The organism is Cellulomonas marina, assembly GCF_900111925.1.
In the GTDB taxonomy this organism is placed as follows: Bacteria; Actinomycetota; Actinomycetes; order Actinomycetales; family Cellulomonadaceae; genus Cellulomonas; species Cellulomonas marina.
The window spans coordinates 432,895-456,784 of sequence record NZ_FOKA01000001.1 but is presented as its reverse complement, the minus strand read 5'-3'; the positions used below and the strand labels follow the sequence as shown (position 1 = coordinate 456,784).

Annotated in this window: 20 protein-coding genes; 4 read left to right on the top strand and 16 right to left on the bottom strand. The window is 75.9% G+C overall.

Features of this window, described 5'->3' with window-relative positions; genetic code table 11:
* Nucleotides 1–139 precede the first annotated feature (139 nt).
* From BM048_RS02040 to BM048_RS02005, 7 genes are all read right to left on the bottom strand, one after another.
* Complete coding sequence (locus BM048_RS02040; RefSeq protein ID WP_090030515.1) at nucleotides 140–631, bottom strand: CinA family protein; 492 nt, start codon at nucleotides 629–631, stop codon at nucleotides 140–142.
* A 92-nt stretch (nucleotides 632–723) separates the two neighbouring features.
* Complete coding sequence (pgsA, locus tag BM048_RS02035; RefSeq protein WP_373308391.1) at nucleotides 724–1,338, bottom strand: CDP-diacylglycerol--glycerol-3-phosphate 3-phosphatidyltransferase; 615 nt, start codon at nucleotides 1,336–1,338, stop codon at nucleotides 724–726.
* A 20-nt stretch (nucleotides 1,339–1,358) separates the two neighbouring features.
* Nucleotides 1,359–4,283, bottom strand: coding sequence for a DNA translocase FtsK (locus tag BM048_RS02030; RefSeq protein WP_239078642.1), 2,925 nt, complete (start codon nucleotides 4,281–4,283; stop codon nucleotides 1,359–1,361).
* Between the two features lie 105 nt (nucleotides 4,284–4,388).
* Nucleotides 4,389–6,074, bottom strand: coding sequence for a ribonuclease J (locus BM048_RS02025; protein WP_090030203.1), 1,686 nt, complete (start codon nucleotides 6,072–6,074; stop codon nucleotides 4,389–4,391).
* A gap of 112 nt (nucleotides 6,075–6,186) precedes the next feature.
* Nucleotides 6,187–7,113, bottom strand: a complete 927-nt coding sequence (dapA, locus tag BM048_RS02020) for a 4-hydroxy-tetrahydrodipicolinate synthase (RefSeq protein ID WP_090030509.1) — start codon at nucleotides 7,111–7,113, stop codon at nucleotides 6,187–6,189.
* An 83-nt stretch (nucleotides 7,114–7,196) separates the two neighbouring features.
* Nucleotides 7,197–8,459 carry a dihydrofolate reductase gene (locus BM048_RS19015; protein WP_308439473.1) on the bottom strand — a complete coding sequence of 421 codons (1,263 nt, stop codon included), beginning with the start codon at nucleotides 8,457–8,459 and terminating at the stop codon, nucleotides 7,197–7,199.
* A gap of 19 nt (nucleotides 8,460–8,478) precedes the next feature.
* On the bottom strand, nucleotides 8,479–9,285 hold the full coding sequence (locus BM048_RS02005; protein WP_090030201.1) for a thymidylate synthase: 807 nt from the start codon (nucleotides 9,283–9,285) through the stop codon (nucleotides 8,479–8,481).
* An 83-nt stretch (nucleotides 9,286–9,368) separates the two neighbouring features.
* Between BM048_RS02005 and BM048_RS02000 the strand changes: the two genes are divergently transcribed.
* Together BM048_RS02000 and BM048_RS01995 are read left to right on the top strand one after the other, a co-directional pair.
* Nucleotides 9,369–10,850 (top strand): NAD-dependent succinate-semialdehyde dehydrogenase, encoded by a 1,482-nt coding sequence (locus BM048_RS02000; protein ID WP_090030199.1) that lies wholly within the window; start codon nucleotides 9,369–9,371, stop codon nucleotides 10,848–10,850.
* A complete protein-coding gene (locus tag BM048_RS01995) occupies nucleotides 10,847–11,431 on the top strand; it encodes a GNAT family N-acetyltransferase (RefSeq protein WP_239078643.1) in 585 nt (194 codons plus the stop codon). The genes BM048_RS02000 and BM048_RS01995 overlap by 4 nt, the downstream gene beginning before the upstream one ends.
* Nucleotides 11,432–11,539: 108 nt before the next feature.
* Here BM048_RS01995 and BM048_RS01990 read toward each other — a convergent pair whose 3' ends face one another.
* The 8 genes from BM048_RS01990 to rpsO form a co-directional block, all read right to left on the bottom strand.
* Nucleotides 11,540–11,794: an acyl carrier protein gene (locus BM048_RS01990; protein WP_090030196.1), complete on the bottom strand. Its 255-nt coding sequence runs from the start codon at nucleotides 11,792–11,794 to the stop codon at nucleotides 11,540–11,542.
* A gap of 93 nt (nucleotides 11,795–11,887) precedes the next feature.
* Entirely contained in the window at nucleotides 11,888–12,142 is a 255-nt protein-coding gene (locus BM048_RS01985; protein WP_139224268.1) for a hypothetical protein, read from the bottom strand.
* 110 nt (nucleotides 12,143–12,252) lie between these two features.
* Nucleotides 12,253–14,010 (bottom strand): apiosidase-like domain-containing protein, encoded by a 1,758-nt coding sequence (locus tag BM048_RS01980; protein ID WP_175499174.1) that lies wholly within the window; start codon nucleotides 14,008–14,010, stop codon nucleotides 12,253–12,255.
* A gap of 298 nt (nucleotides 14,011–14,308) precedes the next feature.
* Nucleotides 14,309–14,794, bottom strand: coding sequence for a tetratricopeptide repeat protein (locus BM048_RS01975; protein ID WP_090030192.1), 486 nt, complete (start codon nucleotides 14,792–14,794; stop codon nucleotides 14,309–14,311).
* Nucleotides 14,791–15,645: a 4-hydroxy-tetrahydrodipicolinate reductase gene (dapB, locus tag BM048_RS01970; RefSeq protein WP_090030190.1), complete on the bottom strand. Its 855-nt coding sequence runs from the start codon at nucleotides 15,643–15,645 to the stop codon at nucleotides 14,791–14,793. The genes BM048_RS01975 and dapB overlap by 4 nt, the downstream gene beginning before the upstream one ends.
* A gap of 17 nt (nucleotides 15,646–15,662) precedes the next feature.
* Entirely contained in the window at nucleotides 15,663–17,006 is a 1,344-nt protein-coding gene (locus BM048_RS01965) for a M16 family metallopeptidase (RefSeq protein WP_090030187.1), read from the bottom strand.
* A gap of 2 nt (nucleotides 17,007–17,008) precedes the next feature.
* Nucleotides 17,009–19,237 (bottom strand): polyribonucleotide nucleotidyltransferase, encoded by a 2,229-nt coding sequence (locus tag BM048_RS01960; RefSeq protein ID WP_090030185.1) that lies wholly within the window; start codon nucleotides 19,235–19,237, stop codon nucleotides 17,009–17,011.
* A gap of 286 nt (nucleotides 19,238–19,523) precedes the next feature.
* A complete protein-coding gene (gene rpsO, locus BM048_RS01955) occupies nucleotides 19,524–19,793 on the bottom strand; it encodes a 30S ribosomal protein S15 (protein WP_090030183.1) in 270 nt (89 codons plus the stop codon).
* A 162-nt stretch (nucleotides 19,794–19,955) separates the two neighbouring features.
* Between rpsO and BM048_RS01950 the strand changes: the two genes are divergently transcribed.
* A complete protein-coding gene (locus tag BM048_RS01950) occupies nucleotides 19,956–21,356 on the top strand; it encodes a cystathionine beta-synthase (protein ID WP_090030181.1) in 1,401 nt (466 codons plus the stop codon).
* A gap of 208 nt (nucleotides 21,357–21,564) precedes the next feature.
* Nucleotides 21,565–22,803, top strand: a complete 1,239-nt coding sequence (locus tag BM048_RS01945) for a cystathionine gamma-synthase (RefSeq protein ID WP_090030503.1) — start codon at nucleotides 21,565–21,567, stop codon at nucleotides 22,801–22,803.
* Here BM048_RS01945 and BM048_RS01940 read toward each other — a convergent pair.
* Entirely contained in the window at nucleotides 22,800–23,825 is a 1,026-nt protein-coding gene (locus BM048_RS01940) for a bifunctional riboflavin kinase/FAD synthetase (RefSeq protein ID WP_090030180.1), read from the bottom strand. The genes BM048_RS01945 and BM048_RS01940 overlap by 4 nt on opposite strands.
* Between the last annotated feature and the right edge of the window lie 65 nt (nucleotides 23,826–23,890).

Sequence of the window (23,890 nt, the reverse complement as noted above, 5' to 3'; positions counted from 1 at the left end):
CCGAGGCCGGTACCTCGTCGGGACGATCCCGGACAGAACGGGGCAGAGGGGCGTGGTCGGTGGAGCTCACGACCGTCGCACGTCGGGCCGCCTCGTGTGCCGGGTGCTCCGACGACGTCCGCGGACCCACAGCCCCGCCTCAGCGGCGTGGCGCTCCCCCATGTCCGTCCTCGCCCACGACCTCGAGGGCGAGCCCCAGCACGGCGGCGACGGCGGCGGCCCGGACCGCCGCCCGGGCACCAGGCAGGGACAGCGAGCGGACCTCGTCGCCCCGCGGCGTGCTGACCGCGACGTGCACCTCGCCCGGGGCGTGCCCGTCCTGGCCGCCCGGCCCGGCCACCCCCGTCGTCGCCAGTCCCACGTCCGTCCCGAGCACCCGGCGTACCCCCGCGGCCATGGCGTGGGCCACGTCCGGGTCGACGGCACCTCGAGCGGCCAGCAGCGGCCCGGGGACGCCGAGCACCGACCCCTTGAGGTCGGTGGCGTACGCCACGACCCCGCCGCGCAGGACGGCCGACGCGCCCGGCACGGACACCAGCGCCGCGGAGACCAGCCCGCCCGTGAGCGACTCCGCCGTCCCGACGGTCCACCGCCGCCCGAGGAGCGCCGCGAGCAGGCGCTCGGCGAGCACCGGCCCCTCGCCGGTGGTGGCGTCGCCCGGTGCTGCGCCCGGCGCCACGCCGGCTCCCGCGTCGCCGGCGCCGTCGTCACCGCGCTGCCGGGTCACGGGCGGCCGGTGACAGCAGGTGGCACCGCGCGCTGCTCCGCCCGCACGCGCAGCCCGGTCCGGACGTAGTCGACCCCTGTCAGCACGGTGACGAGCACCGCCACCGCCATGACGACCGCGGCCAGCACGTCCACGACGAGCGGCAGGCGGTCCAGCGGCAGCAGGTACAGGCCGATGGCCACCGTCTGGAGCACCGTCTTGAGCTTGCCGCCGCGGGACGCGGGCAGCACGACGTACCGCAGGAGCACCATGCGCAGCACGGTGATCCCCAGCTCCCGGACGAGGACGACGACGGTCACCCACCACGCGAGCGCGCCCTGCCACGACAGCAGGACCAGCGCCGCACCGACCAGCAGCTTGTCCGCCACGGGGTCGAGCATCTTGCCGAGGTCGGTCACGGAGTCCGAGCGCCGGGCCAGCCACCCGTCGACCCGGTCGGTCGCGGCGGCCAGGACGAAGATCCCCAGCGCCGCCAGCCGCCACCGCAGGTCCTGCCCGCCGTCGACCGCCAGGGCCGCGGCGAACGCCGGGGCCAGCAGGATGCGCAGCATGGTCACGACGTTCGCGGCGGTCCACGGGGACGAGGCCGTCGCGGGGGGCACGTCCACCACCCTAGGCGAGGACCCGCTGGTCACGCCTCGTCGTCGTACCAGTCACGCGCCACGGGCGGGTCGCCCGGGAAGCCCTCGTCGGTGGCACCCGGCGAGCCCTGCCCGGCCGGTGCCGGACGCGAGGGCGCCGACGGCTCGTCGTCCTCGAACGGCTCGCCGCGCAGCATGGCCAGCGCCGTCGGCAGCTCCTCCGGCTGCACCAGCACCTCGCGCGCCTTCGACCCCTCCGACGGCCCGACGACCTCGCGGGACTCCAGGAGGTCCATGAGCCGCCCCGCCTTCGCGAAGCCGACGCGGAGCTTGCGCTGGAGCATCGACGTGGAGCCGAACTGGCTCGTCACGACGAGCTCCGCGGCCTGCAGCAGCAGCTCCAGGTCGTCGCCGATGTCGTCGTCCACCTGCTTCTTCGGCGCGGCGACGGCGACGTCCTCGCGGTAGACCGGCTTGAGCTGTGCCTTGACGTGCTCGACGACCGCGTGGATCTCCGACTCCGACACCCAGGCGCCCTGGGTGCGCATGGGCTTCGCGGCGCCCATCGGGAGGAAGAGGGCGTCGCCCTGGCCGATGAGCTTCTCCGCGCCGGGCTGGTCGAGGACGACGCGGGAGTCCGTGAGCGACGACGTGGCGAAGGCCAGGCGCGAGGGCACGTTGGCCTTGATGAGCCCGGTCACGACGTCCACCGACGGGCGCTGCGTGGCCAGCACGAGATGGATGCCCGCCGCGCGCGCGAGCTGCGTGATGCGCTGGATGGAGGCCTCGACGTCGCGGGGCGCCACCATCATGAGGTCGGCCAGCTCGTCGACGATCACGAGCAGGTAGGGGTACGGCGCGATCTTCCGCTCGGAGCCGGGCAGCGGCTGCACCTTGCCCGCGCGCACGGCGACGTTGAAGTCGTCGATGTGCTTGAAGCCGAACATCGCCAGGTCGTCGTAGCGCGCCTCCATCTCCCGCACCACCCACTCGAGGGCCTCGGCGGCCTTCTTGGGGTTGGTGATGATCGGGGTGATGAGGTGCGGGATGCCCTCGTACAGCGTGAGCTCGACGCGCTTGGGGTCGACGAGGATCATCCGCACCTGCTCCGGCGTGGAGCGCATGAGGATCGAGACGATCATCGAGTTGACGAAGCTCGACTTGCCCGCGCCGGTGGCGCCGGCCACCAGCAGGTGCGGCATCTTCGCGAGGTTGGCCACGACGTAGCCGCCCTCCACGTCCTTGCCGACGCCGATGACCATGGGGTGCTCGACCCGGCGGGCCGCGCCGGAGCGCAGGACGTCACCGAGCGAGACCGTCTCCCGGTCCGTGTTCGGGATCTCGATGCCGATCGCCGACTTGCCGGGGATCGGCGAGAGGATGCGCACGTCGGCGGACGCGACCGCGTAGGCGATGTTGCGCGAGAGCGCCGTCACCCGCTCGACCTTCACGCCGTGCCCGAGCTCGACCTCGTACCGCGTCACCGTCGGGCCGCGGGTGAAGCCCGTGACCTGCGCGTCGATCTCGAACTGCTCCAGCACGGAGGTCAGGGAGTCGACGACGCGGTCGTTGGCGGCCGAGCGCACCTTGTGGGGCGCACCCTTGGCCAGCGCGTCCTCGGGCGGCAGCGTGTAGAGCACGTCGCCCTCGAGCATGGGCTGGACGCCGCTGGGCACCCCCGTGGTGGGCGGGGCGACGAGCGCCGCCGCCGTGGCCTCGCCGCCGCCGCGGTCCTCGTCGGGATCGCCGTCCGAGCCCGCTGACGGGCGAGACGACGCGCCCGGCGACGAGTCCCGCGCCCCGAGGACGGAGGTCGGCACGGTGTCGGGGTGGCGGTCGGCGCCGGCGTCCCGCCGCGCGGCGAGCGCCGCCGCCGCGACCGCGACACCCGCGTCGTCGACCCCGGCCACCGCGACGGCCTGCTCGTACGCCTCGTCGCCGGCGTAGTGGTCCAGCAGGGCGTCCGTGTCGCCCTGCACCTCCTCGGCCCGCGGGGTCGCGCGGCGGCGCAGGCGCTCGCGCAGGCCCGGGCGGCCTGCGGTCGCGCCGTCCGTGCCCGTGCCCGTGCCCTGCATCGCCGTCGACCCGGCCCCCACCGCCGGCAGGTCGCCGCTGTCGTCGGCAGGTGCGGAGGCACCCCCGCGACCGGCGGCAGCGCCGCGCCGCGACGGTCGTGCGCCCGGCTCGAGCACGGCGGTCGGGGTGTCGCCGCCCTCGTCCTCGTCCTCGGCGTCCGCCGCGTACCGGTGGGCGCCCGTGGCCCAGGCGTAGGCGTGCCGCAGCCGCGGCACGACCATGTGCACCGGCGTCGCGGTGACGACCAGGACCCCGAAGAACGCGAGGAGCAGCAGCAGGAGCACGGTCACGACCGCGGAGACGAGGTGCTCCAGCGGCGTCGCGACGAGGTAGCCCACGACGCCGCCCGCCGCCCGCACCGGCGCGAAGCCGGCCGAGGGCGCCGGCAGCCCGGCCTCGAGGTGCACCAGACCGCAGACCGCGACGACCAGCGCGCCGACGCCCACCGACCGCCGCGAGGTCGTCTCCGCCTGGTCCGGGTGCCGCATGAGCCGGACCGCCAGGGCCAGCAGCCCCACGGGCACCGCCACGCCGACCACGCCGAAGGTGCCGGCGACGACGGCGTGCACGACGTCCCCCGCCGTGCCCGACAGCCCCCACCACTCGCGCGCGGCGACCACGACGGCCAGCCCCAGCAGCGCGAAGGCCACGCCGTCGCGCCGGTGGGCCGGGTCGAGGTCGCGGGCGCCCCGCCCGACGCGGCGGGCGGTCCCGCCGACGACGTGCGCGACGCCCATCCAGGCGCCGCGCAGCACGCGGACGGGCAGCGCGCTGCGGCCCGGGCCGGCGGTGCCGGGCCGCGAGGAGGACCCCGGGCGGGACGAGGACGGGGCCCGGCCCGCGGCCGTCGCCCCGCGCGAGGGTCGCACGGCGGTGCCGGAGGACGGACGGGAGGCCATGGTGCTCACCGTAGCCAGCGACGCGCCCGGCGGGGCGCAGCCGGGCGGCGCGTGTCCGGGCGGCGTACGGACGTCCCGCCCACCACGAGTACCCGGCGTCGCGGCTCAGGCCTCCACGACCACCGGGATGATCATGGGCCGGCGGCGCAGGCGCCCCGAGACCCAGCGCCCGACGACCCGCCGCATGACCTGCTGCAGCCCGTAGGTGTCGACGGTGCCCTGCCGGGAGGCCTCCTCGAGGGCCGCGGTGAGCTCGGGCAGGATCGCGTCGAAGACGGTGTCCTGCTCCGCGAAGCCCCGGGCGGTGATCTGCGGCCCGCCGATGACCTTGCCGTCGGTCGAGCTGACCACCGCGAAGATGGAGATGAAGCCCTCGACGCCGAGGATCCGCCGGTCCTTCAGCTCCGCCTCGGTGATCGTCCCGACGGACGAGCCGTCCACGTACACGTACCCGCACGGCACCGCGCCGACGACCTTCGCCACGCCGTCGACGAGGTCGATGACCACGCCGTCCTCGGCGAGCACGACGCGGTCGGCCGGCACGCCGGTCCGGACGGCGATCGCGCCGTTGGCGACGAGGTGGCGGACCTCGCCGTGCACGGGCATGACGTTGCGCGGGCGGAGGATGTTGTAGCAGTACTCCAGCTCGCCGGCCGACGCGTGGCCGGACACGTGCACCTTGGCGTTCCCGGAGTGCACGACGCGCGCCCCGAGCCGGGTCAGCCCGTTGATGACCCGGAACACCGCGTTCTCGTTCCCGGGGATGAGCGACGAGGCGAGGATGACGGTGTCGCCGCGGCCCACCGTCACCCGGTGGTCCCCGTTGGCCATCCGCGACAGCGCCGCCATGGGCTCGCCCTGGGAGCCGGTGCACATGAGGACGACCTCGTCGTCGCGCAGGGAGTCCACGCGCTTGAGGTCGACGAGCACCCCGTCCGGGACCTGCAGGTAGCCCAGGTCGGCGGCGATCTGCATGTTGCGGACCATGGACCGCCCCACCAGGGCCACCCGGCGCCCGTGCGCGGCCGCGGCGTCGAGCACCTGCTGCACGCGGTGCACGTGGGAGGCGAACGAGGCGACGATGATCCGGCGCGGCGACTCGGCGAAGACCTGGTCGAGCACCGGCCCGATGCCCCGCTCCTGCGCGACGAAGCCCGGCACCTCGGCGTTCGTCGAGTCGACGAGGAACAGGTCCACGCCCTCCTCGCCGAGGCGCGCGAACGCCCGCAGGTCGGTGATGCGCCCGTCGAGGGGCAGCTGGTCCATCTTGAAGTCGCCGGTGTGCAGCAGCAGGCCGGCCCGGGTGCGCACGGCGACGGCCAGGGCGTCCGGGATGGAGTGGTTGACCGCCACGAACTCGCAGCCGAACGGGCCGAGCTGCTCGACCTGCCCCTCCTTGACCGCGAGGGTCAGCGGCGTGATGCCGTGCTCCTTGAGCTTGGCCTCGATGAACGCCAGCGTGAGCTGGGAGCCGACGACGGGGATGTCCCGGCGCAGCCGCAGGAGGTAGGGGACGGCACCGATGTGGTCCTCGTGCCCGTGGGTGAGCACGACCGCGACGATGTCCTGCACGCGGTCCCGGATGTGCTCGAAGTCCGGGAGGATGAGGTCGACGCCCGGCTGGTGGTCCTCGGGGAAGAGGACGCCGCAGTCGATGACCAGCAGCTTGCCGTCGTGCTCCAGGACGGTCATGTTGCGGCCGACCTCGCCGAGGCCGCCCAGCGCGACGACCCGCAGGCCCCCGGGGGCCAGGGCGGGCGGCAGGGACAGCTCGGGGTGGGGATGGCTCACGGGCGCTCCTCGTGCGGGGTGTGGTGGAGGGTGGGCGCGGGCCCGGTCGGGTCCGCGGCGCCGGCCCGGGGCGCGCCCGTCGGGGGCTGCGCACGGTCCGACGGCTTCACGGTCAGGGGGCGTGCGCGCCCTCGGGGACGAGCAGGCCGGCGGCGCGGAGGCCGGCACGGATCGCGTCGACCTCCTCCTCCGACGCCGGGACGAGCGGCAGGCGCAGGGCGCGGTTGCCCAGGAGGCCCAGGACCTCGAGCGCGGCCTTGGCCGCGACGGCCTGGAACCCGGCGCCGTTGAGCGCCACCACGGCCGGGACGACCCGGCGGAAGGCCTCGAGCGCACGCGCGTGGTCCCCGGCGTCCCAGGCCCGCGCGATCTCGGCCAGCCCGGCCGAGGCCACGTGGCCGACGACGCTGACGATGCCCACGCCGCCGTGCGCGAGCACGGTCAGGTACGCCCCGTCGTCGCCGGCGTACCAGGCCAGGCCCGTGGTGGCGACGAGCTGCGCCGCGGTGAAGGCGTCGCCCGCCGCGTCCTTCATCGCCACGACGCGGTCGTGCGCGGCGAGCCGCTCGACGGTCGCGGGGGCCAGGCGCACGCCCGTGCGCCCCGGCACGTCGTAGAGCATGACGGGCAGGTCGGTGGCGTCCGCCACGGCGGTGACGTGCGCGACCACGCCGTCCTGCGAGGGCCGCGAGTAGTAGGGCGCGACGACGAGGAGCCCGTGCGCGCCCGCGGCGGCGGCCTGCTCGGCCATGCGCACCGCGTGCAGCGTGTCGTTGCTGCCCGCGCCCGCGACGACCCAGGCCCGGTCCCCGACGGCCTCGACGACCGCGGCGACGAGCTCCGCCTTCTCGGGGGCGTGCGTCGTGGGCGCCTCGCCCGTCGTGCCGTTGAGGACGAGCCCGTCGTTGCCCTGCTCGACGAGGTGCCGGGCCAGCGCGACCGCCGCGTCGAGGTCGAGGGTGCCGTCGGTCCTCATCGGCGTGACCATGGCGGTGAGCACCGAGCCGAAGGGGCGTCCGGGCCGGGCGACGGGTGGCATGGGCTCACGGTACCGCCCGGCCACCTCGGGACTGCTCCTCGACCGCCGCACCGCGGCACCCCGGACGGGTGCGGCGGACGCGCCTAGCAGGCGACGAACCACCCGTCGACGAGCACCGGCGCACACCCGTCGGCGTCGAGCTCGGCGGCCGCCGTCACGTCGTCGGCCCACCCCCGCTCGATGAGCTCCCGCCCGCTGGCCGACTCGCGCAGCGTGCCGACGGGGTCGTCGGCCACGGCCAGCCACGCCTGCCGCGCGACCTCGGCCTCGACGGAGATGTCCGTCGCGCCGTGCCGCCGCAGCGCCTCGACGACCGCACCCGCCCCCCACAGGTCCTCGGCGCAGGGCCGGAACGCGCCGTCGGGCCACCCCTCCCCCGCCGGCACGACGCCGACGACGAGCCGCGGGTCCTCCGCGAGGCGGCGCGCGCAGTACGCCGCCACCGCGTCGGCGGTCCGGATGCTGCCCGCCACCACGGTCGCGCCCGTCGCCGCGAGGGTGAGCGCGGTCGTCGCCCCGTTGGGCGAGGGCAGCACGAGCCGGTGCAGCCCCGAGGCGCGCACGGAGCCCGGCGACAGGCTGGGCCCGCCCGTCGCGCGCGAGACGGCCAGCGTCGCCCCGGTCTCCTCCGCGAAGCGCGGCGCCCGGGGGTCGTGCCAGCGGAACGGTGCCACCTCGATGCCGGCCGCGCAGGCGGCGGCGACGGTCGTCGTGAAGGTCAGGACGTCGACGACGACCGCGATGCGGTCGCTGCCGGCCGCGACCGCACGCGCACCGGCCCGGCCCCAGTCGCAGCGCACGCGGTGCGGCGCCTGCAGCCGGGGGTCCACGGCGGGCTGGCTGTCGGGGCGGTGCCCGTAGGTGATGTACCGGTACCGCGTGCCCTCGGCGGCCGAGGTGTACCAGCCCTCCGCCGGCTCGTGGGCGGTCTGCACCCAGCGGCGCTCGTCGAGCACGGGGGCCACGGTGTCCCCGGCGGTGGCGAGGTCGACGAGGGTGACCTCGACGCGGTCGGCATGGGGCAGCGCGGCGGCGTAGAGCGAGCCGCCGCCGATGACCCAGGCGTCCCGGTCCCCCACGACCGCGAGCGCATCGTCGAGGCTCGTCGCCACGACCGCGCCCTCGGGCGCGAAGCCCGGGTCCCGCGACAGCACGACGTTGTCCCGACCGGGAAGCGGACGGAACCGCGGCGGCAGGGACTCCCACGTGCGGCGGCCCATGACGACGGGGTGCCCGTCGGTGAGCCGCCGGAACCGCGCGAGGTCCTCCGGCACGTGCCACGGCAGGGCGCCGTCGACGCCGATGACGGCGTCGGGCGTCTGGGCCCAGATGAGGGAGAGCGTCATGTCCTGGTCCTGCCGGCGCCTAGACGGCGACCGGCGCCTTGATCGCGGGGTGGTGCCGGTAGTCGAGCACCTCGACGTCCTCGTACGCGTAGTCGAGGATCGACGGCGCCGGCCGCAGCCGCAGCGTCGGGGACGGGTAGGGCGTGCGGGACAGCTGCTCGCGCACCTGCTCCACGTGGTTGTCGTAGACGTGGCAGTCCCCGCCGGTCCAGACGAAGTCGCCGACCGCGAGCCCCGCCTGCTGCGCCACCATGTGCGTGAGCAGCGCGTACGAGGCGATGTTGAACGGCACGCCGAGGAACATGTCCGCGGAGCGCTGGTACAGCTGGCACGAGAGCCGGCCGTCGGCCACGTAGAACTGGAACAGCGCGTGGCAGGGGGCCAGCGCCATGCGCGGCACGTCCGCGACGTTCCACGCCGACACCACGAGCCGGCGCGAGTCCGGGTCCCGGCGCAGCGTCTCGACGACCTGCGAGATCTGGTCGACCGTCCCGCCGTCGGGCGTCGGCCAGGAGCGCCACTGCACGCCGTAGACCGGGCCCAGCTCGCCGTCGGCGTCCGCCCACTCGTCCCAGATGCGCACGCCGCGCTCCTGCAGCCAGCGGACGTTGGACTCCCCGCGCAGGAACCACAGGAGCTCGTGGACGACCGAGCGCAGGTGCACCCGCTTCGTCGTCACCAGGGGGAACCCGGCCGCGAGGTCGAAGCGCATCTGGTGCCCGAAGAGGCTGCGCGTCCCCGTGCCCGTGCGGTCGGCCTTCGGCGTCCCGGTCTCGAGCACGAGCCGCAGCAGGTCCTCGTACGGCGTCGGCACCGGGTCCGTCATGGGCCCGAGTCTAGGGGTGGGTCGTGGGGTGGCCGGTGGTCCGACCGTGGCGCGCGCCCGCGCCGCGGGGCGAGGATGGCGCCATGAGCGCGACGACGACCTCGACCCTGCCGCCGACGGTGGCGGCCCACCTGCCCACCGGCGTCCTCGTCGCCGGGCGGTGGCGCCCCGCGCACGGCGGCGGCACCTTCGCGGTGGCCGACCCCGGGACCGAGGAGGTCCTCGCCGACGTCGCGGACGGCACCGAGGAGGACGCGCTCGAGGCCCTGGGCGCCGCCGACGCGGCCGCCGACGCCTGGCGCCGCACGGCTCCCCGGGTGCGCTCGGACCTCCTGCGCGCGGTGTTCGACGAGATGGTCGCCCACGCCGACGACCTCGCGGCGATCGTCACGGCCGAGGGCGGCAAGCCGCTCGCGGAGTCGCGCGCCGAGGTGCTCTACGCCGCGGAGTACGTGCGGTGGTACTCCGAGGAGGCGGTGCGGGCCGAGGGGCTGGCCCGGCGCGCGCCGGCCGGCACGCACCACCAGCTCGTGCTGCGCCGGCCGGTGGGGCCCGCGCTGCTCGTCACGCCGTGGAACTTCCCCATCGCGATGATCGCCCGCAAGCTCGCGCCGGCGCTGGCCGCCGGGTGCCCGGTCGTCGTCAAGCCCGCGCAGCTCACGCCGCTGACCACCGCGTACGTCGCCGACATCGTGCGGGCCGAGCTCGAGGCGCGGGACCTGCCCGCGGGCGTCGTCAACGTGGTGCCCACCTCGTCGGCGCGCCGCGTGTCCGGTCCGCTGCTGGCCGACCCGCGGCTGCGCAAGCTGTCGTTCACCGGTTCCACGGAGGTCGGGCGGACCCTGCTGAAGGCCTCCGCCGACGGGGTCCTGCGCACGTCGATGGAGCTGGGCGGCAACGCCCCGTTCCTCGTCTTCGACGACGCCGACCTCGACGCGGCCGTGCAGGGCGCCGTGGCCGCGAAGATGCGCAACGCGGGCCAGACGTGCGTCGCCGCCAACCGCTTCCTCGTGCAGGCGGGCGTGGCCGAGGAGTTCACCGCCCGGCTCACGGAGGCGTTCGGCCGCCTCGTCGTGGGGCACGGCGCCGACGACGGCGTCACCGTGGGCCCCCTCATCGAGGCGGCGGCCGTCGACCACGTCGACGAGCTGGTCACCCGGGCCGCCGACGGCGGGGCGGTGATCCGCACGGGCGGCGAGCGCGTCGGGCGCCGGGGGTACTTCTACGCCCCGACCGTCCTGGCCGACGTCGCGCCGGACCAGCGGGTGGTGACGGAGGAGATCTTCGGCCCGGTCGCGCCGGTCGTGACCTTCGGCTCGGAGGCCGAGGGTGTCGCGCTGGCCAACGGGACGGAGTACGGCCTCGTCGCCTACGCCTACACCGGCGACATGGGCCGTGCCATGCGCTTGGCCGAGGACCTGGAGACGGGCATGCTGGGGCTCAACCGCGGGATGGTCTCGGACGCGAGCGCACCCTTCGGCGGGGTGAAGTCCTCCGGCCTCGGGCGCGAGGGCGGCGAGGCGGGCATCGAGGAGTACCTCGAGACCGTGTACGTGGCGCTGTGAGCGGGCTGCTGGGCGGCCCCACCGCCGACGTCTCGGTCCGCCCGGCGGTACCCGGCGACGAGGTGGCGCTCGTCCGGGTCCAGGTCGCGGCCTGGCGGACGACGCACGACGAGGTGCTGGGTCCCGACGTCCTCGACCGGCTGGACGAGGACCTCATGCGCGAGCAGTGGGCGGCCGCCGTCGCGGCGCCCCCGGCCGGCGGGTTCCGGGTGCTCGTCGCGTGCGACGGGCCGCGGGTCGTCGGGCTCGTCTCCCTGGGCCTCGTGCCCGACGAGCCCGGTCCCGCCGCGCCCCCCGGGCGCGGCGCGCCGGGCGGCGTGGTCCTCGCCCTCGAGGTGGAGCCCGGCCACCGGAGGGCCGGGCACGGCTCACGCCTGCTGGCCGCGGCCGTCGACACCCTGCGGGCCGACGGCGCCGACCAGGTGCACACGTGGGTCCTCGACGGCGACGAGGGCCGCCGGTCGTTCCTGCACGGCGCCGGTCTCGGTCCCGAGGGCGTCCACCGCACGCTCGCCTCGGGCACCGCGCCGGACGGCACCGAGCGGACCGTCCGCGAGGAGCGCTGGGCAGCCACGATCTGACGACGACCCGACGACGACCACCCGACGGTGGCGGCTGCAGGAGCACGCCACGCCGTGGCCCCGGGCTGCGCCCCCGGCCGGGGCGGGAGCGCGACCCGGGCGGGCCCGTCAGCCCGCGGAACCGTGGGGCGACGTCGCGTCGACGCCGTCCTTCGTCAGCTGCGCGAGCAGCTCGTGGCAGCGGTGGGCGCGTGCCGCGTCCTGCGCCATGACCCCCTCGAAGAACGAGGCGATCTCCTCCTGGCCGGCGTTGCGGGCGTCGCGGACGTACTGCCCGTAGTCGTGCCCCGCCTTGAGGGAGTGGTACTGCAGGGAGATGAGGTCGAAGGTGACGTCGTCGAAGCCGGTCTCGCCGGTGGCCATGGGGACCTCCTGGGTCCGCCCGGACTCGGGCCGGGCGCTGTGTGCCGCCCGTCGCTGGAGCCGCCGGCGCCGACGGGCACGCCGGCCGCGGCGTCAGCCCCGCTGGAGCACGTCCGGGTCGGGTGTGGGGAAGGACGTGCCCCGGTGCTGGCGCGCCGCCTGCGCGAGCCCGGCACCGCCGCGCTCCGGCTCCTCCTCGTGCTCGGAGGAGGGACGCCCCTCGGGGGTGTCGGGGTCCTCGCCCCCGATGCCCGTGCCCGGGGCGGTGCGCGGGGCGCCCACCCCCGGGTCGGCGGCGGCGACGGACTCGTCGCCCGGGTCGGAGGACGGGAGCAGGGGATCGACCATCGACATGGCTCCTGCCTACCGCACCCCGACGGACCCCGCGCGCCGGACCCCGCGCACCGGACCCCGTGCGCCGGGCCGACGCGCGGTGGCACGGGGTGCGCAGCTGCACGTCAGGCCGTGACGGGCTCCGCCACCAGCAGCGCGTCGTCCCAGCCCCGCGGCACGGCCAGGTCCCGGGTGCCGGTCGCGGCGTGCCGGCCCTCGTCGCGCACGTCGCCGCTGGCGGGGTCCACCCACGACAGGCGGACGTCACCACCGGAGCCGCCCGACGCCGCCGCGGCCAGGTCCACCGTCACCGTGCGCGCGGTGGGCAGGTAGGTCAGCAGGGCGCCGCTCGACGACCGCCCCGACAGCGCCCGCGAGCCGGGCGACGACGCGCCCTCACCGGAGGTCAGCGGGACCGGCGCGGGCCGGAGCCGCGGGTGCGCGTCCAGGATCGTCGCCACCCGTCCGACGTCCGCGGCCGAGGACGCCCGCAGGGCACGCCCCCACGCCGCGTCGAGGTCCCACACGTCCTCGTGCCCGTAGGCGAATCCGGCCCCGGACAGCACGGCCCACCACGCCTGCGCCCGCAGCTGCGTGCGGTCGAGGAAGGGCGCCCGGTCGCGGCCGTCGTAGTACGCCTCGGTCACCACCGAGGGGATGCCCGTGCCGAAGGCCGCCGGGGCGTGCTCGTGGACGTGCTGGTCCGCGTACGGGTTGTTGAGCGTGTGCCACTCGCGGTCGCCGACGTAGGCCGACGAGGTCACCCCGCGCCGCCCGTGGTACGTCATGAGGTGCCGCACGGGCTCGTGCGCCCGGATGGCCGCAGCCATGGCGTCGGTCGCCGCGAGCTTGTCCGAGCGGTCGGCACCCGGCGCCACCTTCGCCACGTCGCCCGTCGGGGCGTTGTCACCGCCCAGCAGCCACACCAGGTGCGGCATCGCGCCCAGCCGACGACCGAGGAACGCCCCGTAGTCCGTCGCGTTGCCGGTCGTCTCCCGGGCCCGCCAGTCCTCGCCGCCGTACCCGTACCAGGAGGGGACGACGGCGACGGCCAGCCCGCGCGCGGCGGCCTCGTCGAGCACGTACGCCACGTGGTCCCAGTAGTCGTAGTCGGGCGAGCGCGCGTCGCGCGTCCGCTCCCCCACCTCGAGCGGGCGGGACAGGTCGTACCCGCCGACGAAGGGCAGGTCGCCGTAGACGTTCGCCGGCCCCTCGTCCTGCTGGCCGACGAAGTGCAGGAGGGAGACCTGCACGGCCGTGAAGCCCTGCGCGACGCGCGCGTCGAGCCAGCGACGCACGCCGGCCTGGTCCAGGCGCGTCGGCGCCATCCAGGCCGTGTCCGCCAGGTAGAGGAACGGCTCGCCGTCGGCGGTGACGAGGTGGTCGCCGTCCGCCGACGCGCGCAGCGGGAAGGCCGGGGACGTGGGGGCCGTGGGGGCGGCGGCGGTCACCGGGACGGCGGCGACCGCCGACAGCGTCGCCAGGTCCACGTGCGCCTCGAAGCCGAGGTCCAGCGCGCCGTCGCGCACCTCGACGTCGAACGCCACGGTGTGCGCGGTGCCGTGCCCGGTCCTCTCGTGCAGGTCCAGGGCGTGCACGACCCTCTCCCCCTCCGCGTCGACGGAGAAGACGCGACGGCCGTCACCCTCGTGGTAGTTCTCCAGCAGGTGCAGCGTGACCCGCCACGTGCCGCCCGACGGCAGGGCCAGGCGGTACCCGTCCATGCCGACGCGCAGGTCCCGGTAGAGCCGGTGGTCCTTCGTGCCCCGCACGTGGCCCTCGGCGGCGACGTTCGTCGGGCGGCCGCCCACGTACCCGGTGTCCGCCGCCCACGTGCGCCCGCGGCTGTCGCGGTACGCGTCGCCGCCGACGTTCACGCGCACCGCTTCCCCCGCGTCGCCCGCGGCCGGCTGGGTACCGTGCCCGACCGCGGACGCCGGCGGGGCTCCGGCGGCCGACACCCCGACGAGGGAACCGACCACCACGGCGCCGGCGGCGAGCCGCGCGACCCGCCACCTCGACGCCCGTCGCGCGGGACGGCCGGTCGCGGGCGGGGACGTGCACGGGTCGAGCACAGGACCTCCTGGTGGTCGCCGTCGGGAGGACCGGCCGCACCGGCCCTGGGCACACGGAGAGGCGAGGGTAACCCGAGCGGGTGACGGGGAGGAGATGCCCGTGCGGCTAGCGGGAGCCGGCGGCCGTGCGCCAGAGACGGCGAGCCGTCCGGAGGGCCTCGCGCGCCCGACGGCGGTCGCCCGCGGCGTCGTAGGCGAAGGCGAGGTGGTACCAGGCGGCCCAGCTCTCCGGGTCGGCCTCCACGGCGTCGCGGGCGGGGTCGAAGGCCGCGCGCGCGGCCTCGCGGTCGATGCGGCCCCCGGGCGAGCGCGGCAGCCTGTCGACGGGCAGATCCCCGGCGGCGGCGAGGGTGTCGGCCATCCGCTGCACGTGCAGCGCGAGCAGCCACTCCCGCGCGATGAGCACCAGGGCGACGAGGGGCAGGAGCGCGAACGCCAGCCCCAGCGCCACCCCGACCGGCTCCCCCGTCCGCACGAGCGCCACCGAGCGCCCCAGCACGAGCACGAAGTACAGGGCCAGCAGGCCGCTGAGCGCGACCGCGGCGACGAGGCCGCCGGTCGGACGGCGGCGCCGCGGGACGGCGGCGTTCACGGCACGAGGCCGAGGAGGTGCTCCAGGCCGACCGTGAGCCCCGGGCGCGACCCGACCTGCCGGACCGCCAGCAGCACGCCCGGCATGAAGGAGCTGCGGTCGAAGGTGTCGGTCCGGATGGTGAGCTGCTCCCCGGGGTTGCCGAGGAGCACCTCCTCGTGGGCGACGAGGCCCCGCAGGCGGACGGCGTGCACGCGCACCCCGTCGACGTCGGCACCGCGGGCGCCGTCGGTCGCGTGCACGGTCGCGTCCGGGGACGGGCCGACGCCCGCCGCCGCCCGGGCCGCCGCGATCGCCGCGGCGGTGTGGCGCGCGGTGCCCGACGGCGCGTCGAGCTTGTCGGGGTGGTGCAGCTCGACGACCTCGACGGACTCGAACCAGGGGGCGGCGAGCGCCGCGACGTGCATGGTCAGCACCGCGGAGAGCGCGAAGTTGGGGGCCACGACGACGCCGGTGCCCGGCGCGTCGGCCAGGGCGGCGCGCACCCGGTCCAGCGCCGCGTCGTCCCAGCCCGTCGTGCCGACGACGACGTGGACGCGGGCGGCGACGCAGGTCAGCACGTGGGCCAGCGTCACGTCCGGCACGGTGAAGTCCACGACGACGTCGGGACGGTCCACCGCGGCGAGCAGTGCCGCCAGGTCGTCGCCGCGCCCGAGCCGCGCGACGACCCGCAGGTCGTCGGCGGCGTCGAGGGCGGCGACGGTCTGGCGGCCCATCCGTCCGCCGGCGCCGAGCACCGCGACGCGCAGCGGTGCCGGCGGTGCCGCTGCGGACGTCTCGTCGGACGTCGTGTCGGACGTCGTGTCGGACGTCGCCCCGGACGTCACGGGGGACGCAGACGTGTCGGTCATCGCCGGCGCCGTCCCGCTCAGTCCCCGAGCGGGCCGACGCGCACGACGGTCCGCGGACGGCCGAGCAGCTCGCCCGCCAGGGCCTGCACCTGCGCCGCCGTCACGTCCCGGACGCGCGCCAGGGACTCGTCGACGGACACGAGCTCGCCGTGCACCAGCTCCGCCTTGCCGAGCCGGCCCATGCGCGAGCCGGTGTCCTCCATGCCCAGGACGAGCCCGCCGGAGAGCTGGCCGATGCCCCGCTGCAGCTCGGCGTCGTCGAGCCCGCCGTCGGCCAGGCGCTCCCACTCGGCGACGAGCAGCGCCGTCACCTCGTCCACGCGCCCCGGCGTGCAGCCGGCGTACAGGCCGAAGACGCCCGTGTCCGCGTGCCCGGAGGCGAAGGAGTACGTGGAGTAGGCCAGGCCGCGCTTCTCGCGGATCTCCTGGAAGAGCCGGGAGGACATGCCCCCGCCGAGCACGGCGTTGAGCACGGACAGCGTGAACCGCCGCTCGTCGGTGGCCGTGAGGCCGGCGCAGCCGACCACGACGTTCGCCTGCTCGCTGGGGCGGCGCACGGTGCGCTCGCGCGCGTCGGCGGGCAGCCCGCCCGTCCCCGGCGGCAGGTCGCGGCCGGCGACCCGGCGCGCGGCGGGCACGGCAGCGGCGTCCAGCGTCCAGCCGCCGTCCCGCACCGCCTTCTCGACCTGCGCGCACAGCGCGTCGTGGTCGACGTTGCCCGCCGCGCTCACGACGAGGGTGTCGGGGCGGTAGTGCCAGCGGTAGTGCTCCCACACCGCGTCGCGGGGCACGTCGCGGATGCTCTCCGGCGTGCCGCCGATGGGCCGGGCCAGCGGGTGCTCGCCCAGCGCGACGAGGGTGAACTGCTCGTGGGCGACGTCGCTGGGGTCGTCGTCGTTCATCGCGAGCTCTTCGAGGATGACGCCGCGCTCGGTCTCGAGCTCGTCGGCGTCCAGGCGCGCGGAGGTGACCATGTCGGCGATGACGTCGACGGCCATCGGCAGGTCCTCGTCGAGCACCTTGGCGTAGTAGCAGGTGTGCTCCTTGCCGGTGGCGGCGTTGGCCTCGCCGCCGACCGCGTCGAACGCCTCGGCGATGTCCATCGCCGTGCGCCGCGCCGTCCCCTTGAAGAGCAGGTGCTCGAGGAAGTGCGTCGAGCCGTGGTGCCCGGACTCCTCGTCACGGGACCCGACGCCGATCCACGCCCCGACGGACGCGGACCGCAGGCCCGGCATGTGCTCCGTGAGCACCCGGACCCCGCCGGGCAGGACGGACCGACGGACGAGTCCGTCGCCGTCCTGCCCGGCGCGCAGCTCGGCCCCGGCGGTGCCGGGGGCGACGAGCGGGAGGTCGAGGGGCACCGTCAGGCGTCGACCGTCTGCGCCGGGGCCTCGGCGTCGCCGCCCGCACCCTCCTCGACGACCGCGTGCAGCGAGAGCTTGCCGCGCGGGTCGATCTCGCCGATCTCGACCTGGACCTTCTGGCCGACCGCGAGGACGTCCTCGACGTTCTCCACGCGACGGCCGCCCACGAGCTTGCGGATCTGCGAGATGTGCAGCAGCCCGTCCTTGCCCGGGGACAGGGAGACGAACGCGCCGAACGTCGTGGTCTTGACGACCGTGCCGACGAAGCGCTCGCCCACCTCGGGCATGTGCGGGTTGGCGATCGCGTTGATCGCCGCCCGCGCGGCCTCGGCGGACGGGCCGTCCACCGCGCCGATGTAGACCGTGCCGTCGTCCTCGATGGAGATGTCGGCGCCGGTCTCCTCCTGGATCTGGTTGATCATCTTGCCCTTCGGGCCGATGACCTCGCCGATCTTGTCGACGGGGACCTTCACCGTGATGACGCGCGGCGCGTACGGGCTCATCTCGTCCGGCACGTCGATCGCCTCGGCGATGACGTCGAGGATCGCCAGGCGCGCCTCCTTGGCCTGCGTCAGCGCGCCGGCCAGGACGGAGGCGGGGATGCCGTCGAGCTTCGTGTCGAGCTGGATGGCCGTGACGAACTCACGCGTGCCGGCGACCTTGAAGTCCATGTCGCCGAAGGCGTCCTCCGCGCCGAGGATGTCGGTCAGCGCGGCGTAGCGCGTCTGGCCCTCGACCGTGTCGGACACGAGGCCCATCGCGATGCCCGCGACGGGAGCCTTGAGCGGCACACCGGCGTTGAGCAGCGACAGCGTCGCGGCGCAGACCGAGCCCATGGACGTCGAGCCGTTGGAGCCCAGCGCCTCGGAGACCTGGCGGATCGCGTAGGGGAACTCCTCGCGGGTCGGCAGGACGGGCACGATCGCCCGCTCGGCCAGCGCGCCGTGGCCGATCTCGCGGCGCTTCGGCGAGCCGACGCGGCCCGTCTCGCCCGTGGAGAACGGCGGGAAGTTGTAGTGGTGCATGTAGCGCTTCTTCGTCACCGGCGACAGCGAGTCGATCTGCTGCTCCATCCGCAGCATGTTGAGCGTCGTGACACCCATGATCTGCGTCTCGCCGCGCTCGAAGATCGCGGAGCCGTGCACGCGGGGCAGGACCTCGACCTCGGCCGAGAGCGTGCGGATGTCGCGCAGGCCGCGGCCGTCGATGCGGAAGCCGTCCGTGAGGATGCGCTGCCGGATGAGCGCCTTCTGCACGGAGCGGTAGGCGGCCGACACCTCCTTCTCGCGGCCCGCGAACGCCTCGGCGAGCTCGGCCTGGACCTCGCCCTTGATCTCGTCGAGCCGGCCCTCGCGGGTCTGCTTGTCGGCGATGGACAGCGCCTCGCCCAGGCGGCCGGAGACCGCGGACTCCACGGCGGCGTAGACGTCGCCCTGGTAGTCGGGGAACGTCGGGAACTCCTGCGTCTCCTTGGCGGAGGACGCGGCGAGCTGCTGCTGCGCCTCGACGAGGGCGCGGATGAACGGCTTGGCCGCCTCCAGGCCCGCGGCGACGACGTCCTCGGTCGGCGCGGTGCCGCCGCCGCCGTGGATGAGGTCCCACGAGCTGTCGGGCGCCTCGGCCTCGATCATCGCGATGGCGACGTCGTCGCCCACGACGCGGCCGGCGACGACCATGTCGAACGTGGCGCGCTCGCGCTCGGAGTAGCGCGGGAACGCGACCCACTGGCCGTCGACGAGCGCGATGCGCGTGGCGCCGACCGGGCCGGAGAACGGCAGGCCGGACAGCTGCGTCGAGATGGACGCGGCGTTGATCGCGAGGACGTCGTAGGCGTCGTCGGGGTGGATCGCCAGGACCGTCACGACGACCTGGACCTCGTTGCGCAGGCCCTTGACGAACAGGGGGCGCAGCGGGCGGTCGATGAGGCGGCACGCGAGGATCGCGTCCGTCGAGGGGCGGCCCTCGCGGCGGAAGAACGCGCCGGGGATCTTGCCGGCGGCGTAGGAGCGCTCCTCGACGTCGACGGTGAGCGGGAAGAAGTCGAACTGCTCCTTGGGGTGCTTGCCGGCCGTCGTGGCCGACAGGAGCATCGTGTCGCCGTCGAGGTAGGCGACGGCGGAGCCGGCGGCCTGCTTGGCGAGGCGGCCGGTCTCGAACCGGACGGTGCGGGTGCCGAAGCGACCGTTGTCGATCACGGCCTCGGCGAACTGGATCTCGGGACCCTCCACGGGTGCCCTCCTTCGGGACGGGCGCCGGCCCGGGCCCCGCGGCGGTCTTCGACCGTGGCCGTCGGACGCCCCGTCACGCGCGTGCGGCGCGGGGTTCCGGCGGGCCACTACCGAGGACCGGACGAGCGGGCCGGCGCGGACTGCGTGGTGCCTTCGGTGATGCCTTCGGTGGTGCTGGTCGTGCGGGTGGTGCTGGGGCCTGCGACCCGGGCCGGCGCCGTCGCGGCGCGCGGCCCTCACGCGGGACCAGCCCGGACCCGGGCGGGTCCGGGCTGGTCCCGGTCGTTCAGCGGCGCAGGCCGAGCCGCTCGATGATCGAGCGGTAGCGGTTGATGTCGATCTTCTGCAGGTAGCCGAGCAGACGACGACGGCGTCCGACCAGCAGCAGCAGCCCGCGGCGGCTGTGGTGGTCGTGCTTGTGCGCCTTGAGGTGCTCGGTCAGGTCCTTGATGCGCTGCGTGAGCACCGCGATCTGGACCTCGGGGGAACCGGTGTCGCCCTCGTGCGTGGCGTACTCGGTCATGATGGACTGCTTGATGGCACTGTCGAGCGGCACGTCTCTCCCTGGGTTCTCGTTGCGCGGTGCCTCGGGGCACGTCCACCCGGGCTCTCTCGTTCCGCGGCCGATCACACGGCAGCGTCCAGGGTAGCAGGAGCACGGCCCGGACCCGGCGTGGCACAGTGGCGGGACCCAGCACCCGGACGGAGACCCTCACCCGTGCAGTACGTCGACCACGTCGCCGACCTCGTCGGCGGCACCCCGCTCGTCCGCCTCCACGCCGTCACGGCCGGCCTGTCCGCGACCGTCCTGGCCAAGGTGGAGTACCTCAACCCGGGCGGGTCGATCAAGGACCGCATCGCCGCGCGCATCGTCGCGGAGGCCGAGCGCCGCGGCGACCTGCGGCCCGGCGGCACCATCGTCGAGCCCACGTCGGGCAACACCGGCGTCGGCCTCGCGCTCGTCGCGCAGCGGCGCGGGTACCGGTGCGTCTTCGTCTGCCCGGACAAGGTGAGCCCGGAGAAGCAGGACGTGCTGCGCGCCTACGGCGCCGAGGTCGTGGTGACGCCGACCGCGGTGGCGCCGGACTCCCCCGACTCCTACTACTCGGTCGCCGCCCGCCTCGTGCGCGAGACCCCCGGCGCGTACCAGCCGAACCAGTACGCGAACCCCGACGGCCCCGCGAGCCACTACGCCTCCACGGGCCCCGAGATCTGGCGGGCGACCGAGGGGCGGGTGACCCACCTGGTCACCGGCGTGGGCACGGGCGGCACGATCACGGGCACGGGCCGCTACCTGCACGACGTCAGCCGCGACCGGCCCGGGGGACCCGTCGTCGTCGTGGGCGCCGACCCCGAGGGCTCGGTGTACTCCGGCGGCACGGGGCGGCCCTACCTCGTCGAGGGCGTGGGCGAGGACTTCTGGCCGAGCGCGTACGACCCGACGGTGCCCGACGAGGTGCTCGCCGTCGACGACGCCGAGGCCTTCGCCATGACGCGGCGGCTCGCGCGCGAAGAGGCCCTCCTCGTCGGGGGCAGCTCGGGCATGGCGGTCGTCGCGGCGCTGCGCGTCGCCGAGCGGCTCGAGCGCGAGGACCCGGCGGCCGCGGCCCGCGCGGTCGTCGTCGTGCTGCTGCCGGACAGCGGCCGCGGGTACCTGTCGAAGATCTTCTCCGACCCGTGGATGCGCTCCTACGGCTTCCTGCGCGACGAGGGCGCGACGACGACCGTCGGCGACGTGCTCCGCGGCAAGAGCGGGGACCTCCCCGCGCTCGTGCACACCCACCCGAACGAGACGGTGCGCGACGCCATCGGCATCCTGCGCGAGTACGGCGTCTCGCAGCTGCCGGTCGTCACGCAGGAGCCGCCGGTCACGCTCGGCGAGGTCCTCGGCGCCGTGACCGAGCGGGTGCTGCTCGACGCGTTGTGGACCGGCGCCGCGCGCCTGTCCGACCCCGTGCGCAAGCACCTGGCCGACCCGCTCCCCCAGGTCGGGGCGGGTGAGCCCGTGGCCGCCGCCACCGCCGCGCTGCAGGACGGCGACGCGCTGCTCGTCGTCGACGAGGGCCGGCCGACCGGCGTGCTCACGCGCGCCGACCTGCTGGAGCACGCCGCCCGCTGACCCCGCTCCGGCCGGCTCGCTCGTGCACCCGCCCCAGCGCAGGACTGACCGCAGGACCCACCCCAGGACCCACCGCAGGACCCAGTGCAGGACCCACCCGCCCAGGAGGACCCCCGTGACCACCGAGCCCACCGCCGACCGCGAGCCGCAGGAGGGGCGGGGCACGGACGCCGGCACCAGCACCGGCGGCACCCCCGACGCCAGCACCGTGTCGCCCGGCGGGGGCCCGAGCGGCTTCGCCACCCGCGCCGTGCACGCGGGCCTCGAGCCCGACCCGACGACGGGTGCGGTCGTCCCGCCCATCTACCAGGTCTCGACCTACGCCCAGGACGGCGTCGGCGGCCTGCGCAACGGCTACGAGTACTCCCGCTCGGGCAACCCCACCCGCGACGCGCTCCAGACCGCGCTGGCGGCGGTCGAGGGCGGCGAGCGCGCCTTCGCGTTCTCCTCCGGCCTCGCGGCCGAGGACGTGCTGCTGCGGGCCACGCTGACGCCCGGCCGGCACCTCGTCATCCCCGACGACGCCTACGGCGGCACCTACCGGCTCGTGGCACGGGTGCTGCAGCCCTGGGGGATCGAGCACACGCCGGCGCGCCTCGGGGAGCCCGACGCGGTGGCCGCGGCGGTGCGGCCCGGGCAGACCGGCGTCGTGTGGGTGGAGACGCCGACGAACCCGCTGCTGGGCGTCGCGGACATCGCGCGGCTGGCGGAGATCGCGCACGCCGCCGGAGCCCTGCTGGTCGTCGACAACACCTTCGCCTCCCCCGCGCTGCAGCGGCCGCTGGAGCTCGGGGCCGACGTGGTCGTGCACTCGACGACGAAGTACATCGGCGGGCACTCGGACGTCGTGGGCGGCGCGGTCGTCGTGGGCGCCGGCGCGCGGCTGCCGCTGGGGCTCGTCGGGCCGACGGGCACGGACCTCGTCGCGGACGCGGTCGGGTTCCTGCAGAACGCGGCGGGCGCGGTCGCCGGCCCCTTCGACGCCTGGCTCACGATGCGGGGGCTGCGGACCCTCGACGTGCGCATGGCCCGGCACAGCGCGAACGCCGCCGTCGTCGCCGAGCACCTGCGCGCGCACCCGGCCGTGACCGCGGTGCACTACCCCGGGCTGCCCGACGACCCGGGCCACGCCGTCGCGGCCCGGCAGATGACGGCCTTCGGCGGGATGGTGGCGTTCCGGCTGGGCAGCGCCGACCGGGCCCGGGCCTTCTGCGCCGCGACCCGGCTGTTCACGCTGGCCGAGTCCCTCGGCGGCGTCGAGTCCCTCGTCGAGCTGCCCGCAGCCATGACGCACGCGTCCGTCGCCGGGTCCGCGCTGGAGGTGCCCGACGACCTCGTGCGGCTGTCCGTCGGCATCGAGGACGTCGGCGACCTCGTCGCCGACCTCGACGCGGCGCTGGCCGCCGTCGGCGGGGACGCGGTCCGGGAGGGCGTCCGGGAGGGCTAGGCGTACGGCCCGGGGCGCGCCGCCGACGGCGGGACGTCGAGCAGCGCCCGCGCCTGCTCGACGTCCCGGACCATCTGCGCCAGGAGCGGCTCCACGCCGTCGAAGCGCAGCGTGGGCCGCAGCCGCTCCACGAGCTCGACGACGACCTCCTCGTCGTAGAGGTCGAGGTCCGTGCGGTCCAGGACGTACGCCTCCACGCGGCGCTGCACGCCGTCGAAGGTGGGGTTCGTGCCGATCGAGACGGCGGCCGGCAGGAGCACGTCGGGCGCCGCCGGGTCGTACGCGGTCCCGTCGGCACGGCGCACGCGGCGCAGCCGCCCGGCGTAGACCCCGTCGGCGGGCACCATGCCCGACGCGTCCTGCGCCAGGTTGGCCGTGGGGTAGCCGAGCTCGCGGCCCCGCGCGTCGCCGTGCACGACGAGGCCGCGCAGCCGGTGCGGCCGGCCGAGGAGCGCGGCCGCGGCGGCCACGTCGCCGGCTGCCAGCAGCTCGCGGACCCAGGTCGAGGAGAGGCGCCGCCGGCCGTCCGCCGGGTCGGCCGGCGCCTCGTCGACGAGGTCGTCGACCACGTCGACCACGAAGCCCAGCCCCTCGCCCAGGGCCCGCATCGTGGCCAGGTCGCCGCTGTTCTGCCAGCCGAAGCGCACGTCACGGCCCACGACGACGACCCGGGCGCCCAGGGCCTCGACGAGGTAGCGCCGGACGAACTCCTCGGGCGACTGCCGCGCGAAGGCCAGCGTGTAGTGCTCGAGCAGCACCGCGTCGAGGCCGCACGCGGCGAGCAGCTCGAGCCGGTCGGCGTCCCCGGTCAGGAGCGGCGGCGCGGTCTGCGGGCGGTGCACCTGCGCCGGGTGCGGCGTGAACGTGACGGCGACGGACCGCAGGTCGGCGGCACGGGCGTCCGTGGCCATCTCCGCCAGCACGCCGGCGTGCCCCCGGTGGACGCCGTCGAAGTTGCCCAGCGTCACCACCGACGGGCCCCAGCCCGTCGGCACCTCGTCCAGACCTCGCCAGACCTGCACGCCCGCCCGCCCTCCCCGTCCGCACGCCGCGTCGTGCGGCCCAGCGGTCAAGGGTGCCACCTCGT